The sequence below is a fragment of the Sphaerisporangium rufum genome, assembly GCF_016863395.1.
Taxonomy (GTDB): Bacteria; Actinomycetota; Actinomycetes; order Streptosporangiales; family Streptosporangiaceae; genus Sphaerisporangium; species Sphaerisporangium rufum.
Genome location: NZ_BOOU01000037.1, coordinates 1 through 5,092, shown reverse-complemented (window position 1 = coordinate 5,092; position 5,092 = coordinate 1). Strand labels below are relative to the sequence as shown.

Genomic DNA, 5,092 nt, shown 5'->3' with positions numbered 1-5,092 from the left:
GAACCGGGCCGGGAGGGGCCGGCCGCGGGTGAGCGGCTTGCTGGTCGCGGGTGGGAGGGGCGGTAAGGGGTGGCCGTCTTTGATGGCTTCAAGGAGGGCTGAGGGGCGGGGTACGGGAGCGTAAAAAGTGGGGAAAGTCTCCCTCGGGGTGGGCCGGTGCCGGTCTCCCGGGTGGGGGGCGAGCGGCACCGGCGGGCGGCTAGAGGAGCTGGCCGGTGAGGTCGGAGAGGGTCACCAGGCCGATCACGCGGTCCTCGCGGGTGACCAGGGCCGCGTGGGCGTGGGCCTCCTGCAGGCGGGCCACGGCGTCGGGCACGGTGGTACCGGCCGCCAGCCGCGGCACGTCGCTCATGAGCGCCTCAGGGCCGCGCCCCGGGTTCATGAGAAGGTCGCGGACGTGCAGGACGCCGAGCACGTTCTCCGGGCCGCCGGAGTTGACCAGCAACCGCAGATGGCCCTGCGCGGCCGCCACCGCACGGATCGTCTCGTCGGAGGCGCCCACCGGCACCGCCGAGGCGTCGGCGATCGGCACCATGAGGCGCTCCACCGGCTGGGACTGCACGCGCAGGGCGCGCAGCAACAGGTCGTGCTCGGCCCGGTCCAGCAGGCCCATCCGGCCCGACTCGCCGACCAGCATGGCGAGCTGGGGCGCGGTGCGCGTGGTGGCGAGCTCGTCGCGCGGCCGGACGCCGAACGCGCGCAGCAGCGCGTTCGACAGGCCGTTGAGCAGGGCGATCAGCGGCCGCACGCTCCAGGTGAACGCGCGGAACGGCAGCGCGAGTCCGAGCGCGGCTCGCTCGGGGTGGGTCAGGGCCCACGATTTGGGCGCCATCTCGCCCACCACCATGTGCAGGAACGTGATGATCGCCAGCGCGATGACGTAGGCGATGGCGGTCTGCGCCGATTCGGGCAGGCCGACCAGCCCGAAGACCGGGGCGAGCAGGTGCTCGATCGCCGGCTCGGTGACCATCGCCAGGCCGAGCGAGCACAGGGTGATGCCGAGCTGGGCGCCCGCCAGCATCAGGGACAGCTCACCGCCGTTGCGCAGCGCCGCCCGCCCGGCGGTCCGGCCCAGGCGGCCGCCGCCCGCGGCGGACTCCTCCAGCCGGTGGCGGCGCGCGGAGATCACGGCGAACTCGGCCGCGACGAAGAACCCGTTCCCCACCAACAGCACGACACCGAGCAGCAGCGCGAAGGGGATGCTCATCGGGAGTCACCGCCCACGGCCGCGCGGTCGGCGACCTGCAAGGTGAGCCGGACCCGGTCCGGGACCCGGCGGCGCAGCCCGAGCACGGTGATCATGACATCGGTCTCGGCGGGCTCGTCGTCCAGCAGGCCGTGCTCGGGCACCAGCGGCACCGGAACCTGGTCGCCGGCCTCCGGGAGCCGGCCCAGCCGGGCCATGACCAGGCCGGCGAGCGTCTCGTAGTCCTCGCTCTCGGGCAGCTGCAGGCCGGTCGCCCGTTCCACCTCGTCCACCCGGAGCTGGGCGTCGACGTCCCAGACCCCGTCACCCGCCTCCACCGCGTCCGCGGGGTCGGGATCGTTCTCGTCCATCAGCTCGCCGACGAGCTCCTCGGCCAGGTCCTCCATGGTGATGAGCCCGGCGAGGCCGCCGTACTCGTCGATGACGCAGGCCGGGCCGTCGCCGGCCGCGCGCATGCGCTCCAGCACGGCCGGCAGTGGCAGCGTGGCCGGGACGAGCAGCGGCGCGACGGCGATCCGCTCGACCGGCACCTCGTCGGACGGGGCGCGCAGCAGCTCGCGCAGCCCGGCCACCCCGACGACGTCACCGTCGTCGCTGAGCACCGGGTAGCGGGAGTGGCCGGCGGCGCGGACCGCGGCCAGCAGGTCGGTCGCGGGCCGCCCGGCCCGCAGCGACACGACCCGGGGCCGGGGCACCATCACGTCCTCGGCGGTTCGGTCGCCGAACTCCAGCGCGCGGTCCAGCAGGTCCGACAGCGACTGCGACAGCACGCCGGAGGCCTCGGACTCGGCGATGATCCGCGACAGCTCCTCGGGGGTCGCGCCGTGCTCGACCTCCTCCACCGGCTCGACGCCCACCTTGCGCAGCAGCCGGGTGGCGGCGGTGTCGAACAGCCGGACGACCGGGCCGGCCACGGCCAGGTAGGCGAGCGTGGACCTCGACAGCCACTTGGCCACCGGCTCGGGCCGGGCGATGCCGAGGTTCTTGGGGGCCAGCTCGCCGAGCACCATCTGCACGACCGTGGCGATCACCAGGCCCAGTGCCACCGCGATGCCGGGCACCGCCGCGTCCGGCACGCCGGCCGCGGTCAGCGCGGGGCGGATCAGCGGGGTGAGCACCGGCTCGGTGACGAAGCCCACGAGCAGCGTGGTCACGGTGATGCCGAGCTGGGCACCGGAGAGCATGAACGAGAGCCTGCCGGTGACCCGCAGGGCCCGCTCGGCGGCATGGTCGCCCGCCGCGGCCTGCTCGCGCAGGATCGAGCGGTCGGCGGCGACGAAGGCGAACTCCTGCGCGACGAAGTATCCGGTCGCGAGGGTGAGCAAGAATATGGCGGCCAGGCCGAGAAGTATGGTCATCGGTCCGGCGTTCTCGATCGGTCAGGGCCCGTGCCGTGGCACGGGCAGGTACTCCACGGGTCCGGAGCGGACACGACTGTCCTTTCATCAGAGGTCGTCGATAACGGTAACGGCTGGGACGGCGGCATTGTTTCCGGGGAGCGCACCCTGGTGACCTAGGGCTACTCTGCGTACTTTTACTGGAGAAAATCTTGGCGCGGGCACGACCCGCGCGAGCACGGCGGCGTACTTTCGAAGCAGAGGCTCAAGCACAGGACAGGGGACGACGAAGTGGGCGATTGGCCGCGGGCTGAGGGCGCCGACGAGGGCGGGACACGGGAAGGTCCGACCCGCGCCCTGCGGCGTCCGGCCGGAGCCGGCGAGCCGGCCGCCGGCCCGCCCGGCGAGCGGAGCGCGCCGTACGCGGCGGGCCAGCCCGCGCACCGGGTCCCCGGAGCCGGCGGCCGGCGGGGCGGACGGGACGCGGGCACGGGCGCCGGCGCGGACGAGCCGACCGCGGAGCGGCGGTCCCCGGCCGGCCGGGCCGCGGCCGCGCCGGCCGGGCTGCCGGCGGCGGGCCGGTCGCGGGTGTACGGCCGGCCGCGGTCGGGTGACGCCCCGGTGCGCCCGCTGCCTGGCGGCGGCGGGCACGGCGGTGGCGGGCACGACGACGGGGACGGCGGCTCCGGCGGCGGGCGGGGCGGCCGCGGGCCGCGGCGCACCGGCCGGCTGGTGCTGCGGATCCTGGCGATCCTGGTCGCGCTGCTGCTGGTCCTGGCGATCGTCGGCTACTTCTGGATCGGCTCGCGCCTGCAGAGCGTCGAGTCGCTCACCGACTACGAAGGCCGCCCGGCCGCCACTCCCGGTGAGGACTGGCTGCTGGTCGGTTCGGACAGCCGGGCCGGGCTGACGGCCGCGCAGCGCAAGAAGCTGGCCACCGGGCGCGCGATCGGCAAGCGCACCGACACGATGATGCTGCTGCATGTGCCGAGCGGCGGCGGCCGGCCCACGCTGGTCAGCCTGCCCCGCGACTCCTACGTGCCCATCGACGGCCACGGCAGCGACAAGCTGAACGCCGCCTACTCCTTCGGCGACGGCGGCCCCAAGCTGCTGGCCAAGACGGTGGAGAAGGTGACCGGCATCCGGATCGACCACTACATGGAGATCGGCTTCGGCGGGTTCGTCGGCATCGTGGACGCGGTCGGCGGCGTGAACATCTGCGTGAAGCAGAACATCAAGGACCACAAGGCCGGTATCAACCTGAAGAAGGGCTGCCAGGACATGGACGGCGGCACCGCGCTCGGCTACGTCCGGACCCGGGCGACCGGCGCGCTGCCCGACTTCGACCGCACCCAGCGCCAGCGCCAGTTCTTCTCCGCGGTGGTGAAGAAGGCCGCGAACCCCGCCGTGCTGATCAACCCGTTCCGCTCGGTCCCGCTCGCCGTGGCGGCCACCGATTCGGTCGCGGTCGACCCGGACACCGGCGTCTTCGACCTGCTGTCGCTCGGCCTGGCGATGGGGGACGACCCGGTGACCACCGCGGTGCCGGTGGGGTCGCTGCCGACCATCAACGGCGCCGCGGTCGTCAAGTGGGACACCCAGCGGGCGTTGCGCCTGTTCGGCGCCCTGGCCGAGGACAAGCCGGTGCCCAAGGACGTGATCACCAAGTAGCGGGAAGCGGGCCGGAGGTCAGTTGCCGGCCGTGGTGGCGCTCGTCACCGTCGCCGCGGTGATGGCGGCCATGATCGCCGCGTTGGCCGCCGCGATGGCCTTGGCGACGGCCGGGCCGGCCCACTGCCCTTCGACGACCTCCTTTACCCGCCTCTTGTCCGCCTCGGGGAACACCTTGCGGTCGAGCTTGCAGGCGTGCAGCACGCCGATCAGCACCGCCACCCGGGCGTCGGGTTCGGCGCCGCGCAGCACGTCGCCGACGCGCTCGCGGACGGCCCGCTCGGCCGTCGGGTCCGCCTCGGGGTAGCTGCGGGTGGTGAACAGGCCGAGCACCTTGGAGGTGCGCTCGCTCAGCACCCGCCGTTCGACGAGCCGGGCGAGCAGCCGCTTGCGAACGTCGGCGGACTGCAGCTTGGCCACCCAGGTCTCCGGCCGGCGTTCCCGGTCGCCGGCGATCCGGGCGAGCGCGGCGTCCAGCTCCGGATCGCCGGTCGGGGTGGCGTCCAGCACCGTCACCTTCCGGCCGGCCAGGTCGAGCCGGCGCAGGACGGTCAGCTCGGCCAGCATCGCTCCGCCCAGCGCCGCGTCCAGTTCCCCGCTGCCGATCAACGGCCGCCCGGTGTCCTCCCGGTAGGCCAGCAGCACCAGTTCCTCGGCGATGGTCATCTCCATACCGCCCCCTTACCCAGCCCCCCTCCCGACACGCCATCCCATTCCACCGCGCAGGCCGAGCCCCGCAGCAGACCCCTCCCGCGCGTAGCCACCCGTCCACCCCGCAGCCGGCCCCTCCCGGTGGAGCATCAGGTCACCCCGCCACCTCGCCCCTGCCGCGATCAGCAGGCCCTTCCCCCGTTGCCGGCCCCTCCCGGGCCGGTTC

At 74.2% G+C, this 5,092-nt stretch carries 4 protein-coding genes; 1 reads left to right on the top strand and 3 read right to left on the bottom strand.

Features of this window, described 5'->3' with window-relative positions; genetic code table 11:
- Nucleotides 1-199 precede the first annotated feature (199 nt).
- Both Sru01_RS13290 and Sru01_RS13285 read right to left on the bottom strand, forming a co-directional pair.
- Nucleotides 200-1,207: a hemolysin family protein gene (locus Sru01_RS13290; protein WP_203984648.1), complete on the bottom strand. Its 1,008-nt coding sequence runs from the start codon at nucleotides 1,205-1,207 to the stop codon at nucleotides 200-202.
- The gene (locus Sru01_RS13285) at nucleotides 1,204-2,565 is read right to left on the bottom strand and encodes a hemolysin family protein (RefSeq protein WP_203984646.1); all 1,362 of its coding nucleotides are present in this window, start codon (nucleotides 2,563-2,565) and stop codon (nucleotides 1,204-1,206) included. The genes Sru01_RS13290 and Sru01_RS13285 overlap by 4 nt, the downstream gene beginning before the upstream one ends.
- Nucleotides 2,566-2,835: 270 nt before the next feature.
- On the opposite strand from Sru01_RS13285, the gene Sru01_RS13280 reads away from it, so the two are divergent.
- The gene (locus tag Sru01_RS13280) at nucleotides 2,836-4,215 is read left to right on the top strand and encodes an LCP family protein (RefSeq protein ID WP_239137382.1); all 1,380 of its coding nucleotides are present in this window, start codon (nucleotides 2,836-2,838) and stop codon (nucleotides 4,213-4,215) included.
- Between the two features lie 18 nt (nucleotides 4,216-4,233).
- Here the strand turns inward: Sru01_RS13280 and Sru01_RS13275 are convergent, their stop codons facing one another.
- Nucleotides 4,234-4,887, bottom strand: coding sequence for a GOLPH3/VPS74 family protein (locus Sru01_RS13275; protein ID WP_203984643.1), 654 nt, complete (start codon nucleotides 4,885-4,887; stop codon nucleotides 4,234-4,236).
- Between the last annotated feature and the right edge of the window lie 205 nt (nucleotides 4,888-5,092).

Excerpts from the sequence above, each read along its gene's own strand:
- Sru01_RS13290 (WP_203984648.1), bottom strand. The coding sequence starts at position 1,207 with ATGAGCATCCCCTTCGCGCTGCTGCTCGGTGTCGTGCTGTTGGTGGGG.
- Sru01_RS13285 (WP_203984646.1), bottom strand. The coding sequence starts at position 2,565 with ATGACCATACTTCTCGGCCTGGCCGCCATATTCTTGCTCACCCTCGCG.
- Sru01_RS13275 (WP_203984643.1), bottom strand. The coding sequence starts at position 4,887 with ATGGAGATGACCATCGCCGAGGAACTGGTGCTGCTGGCCTACCGGGAG.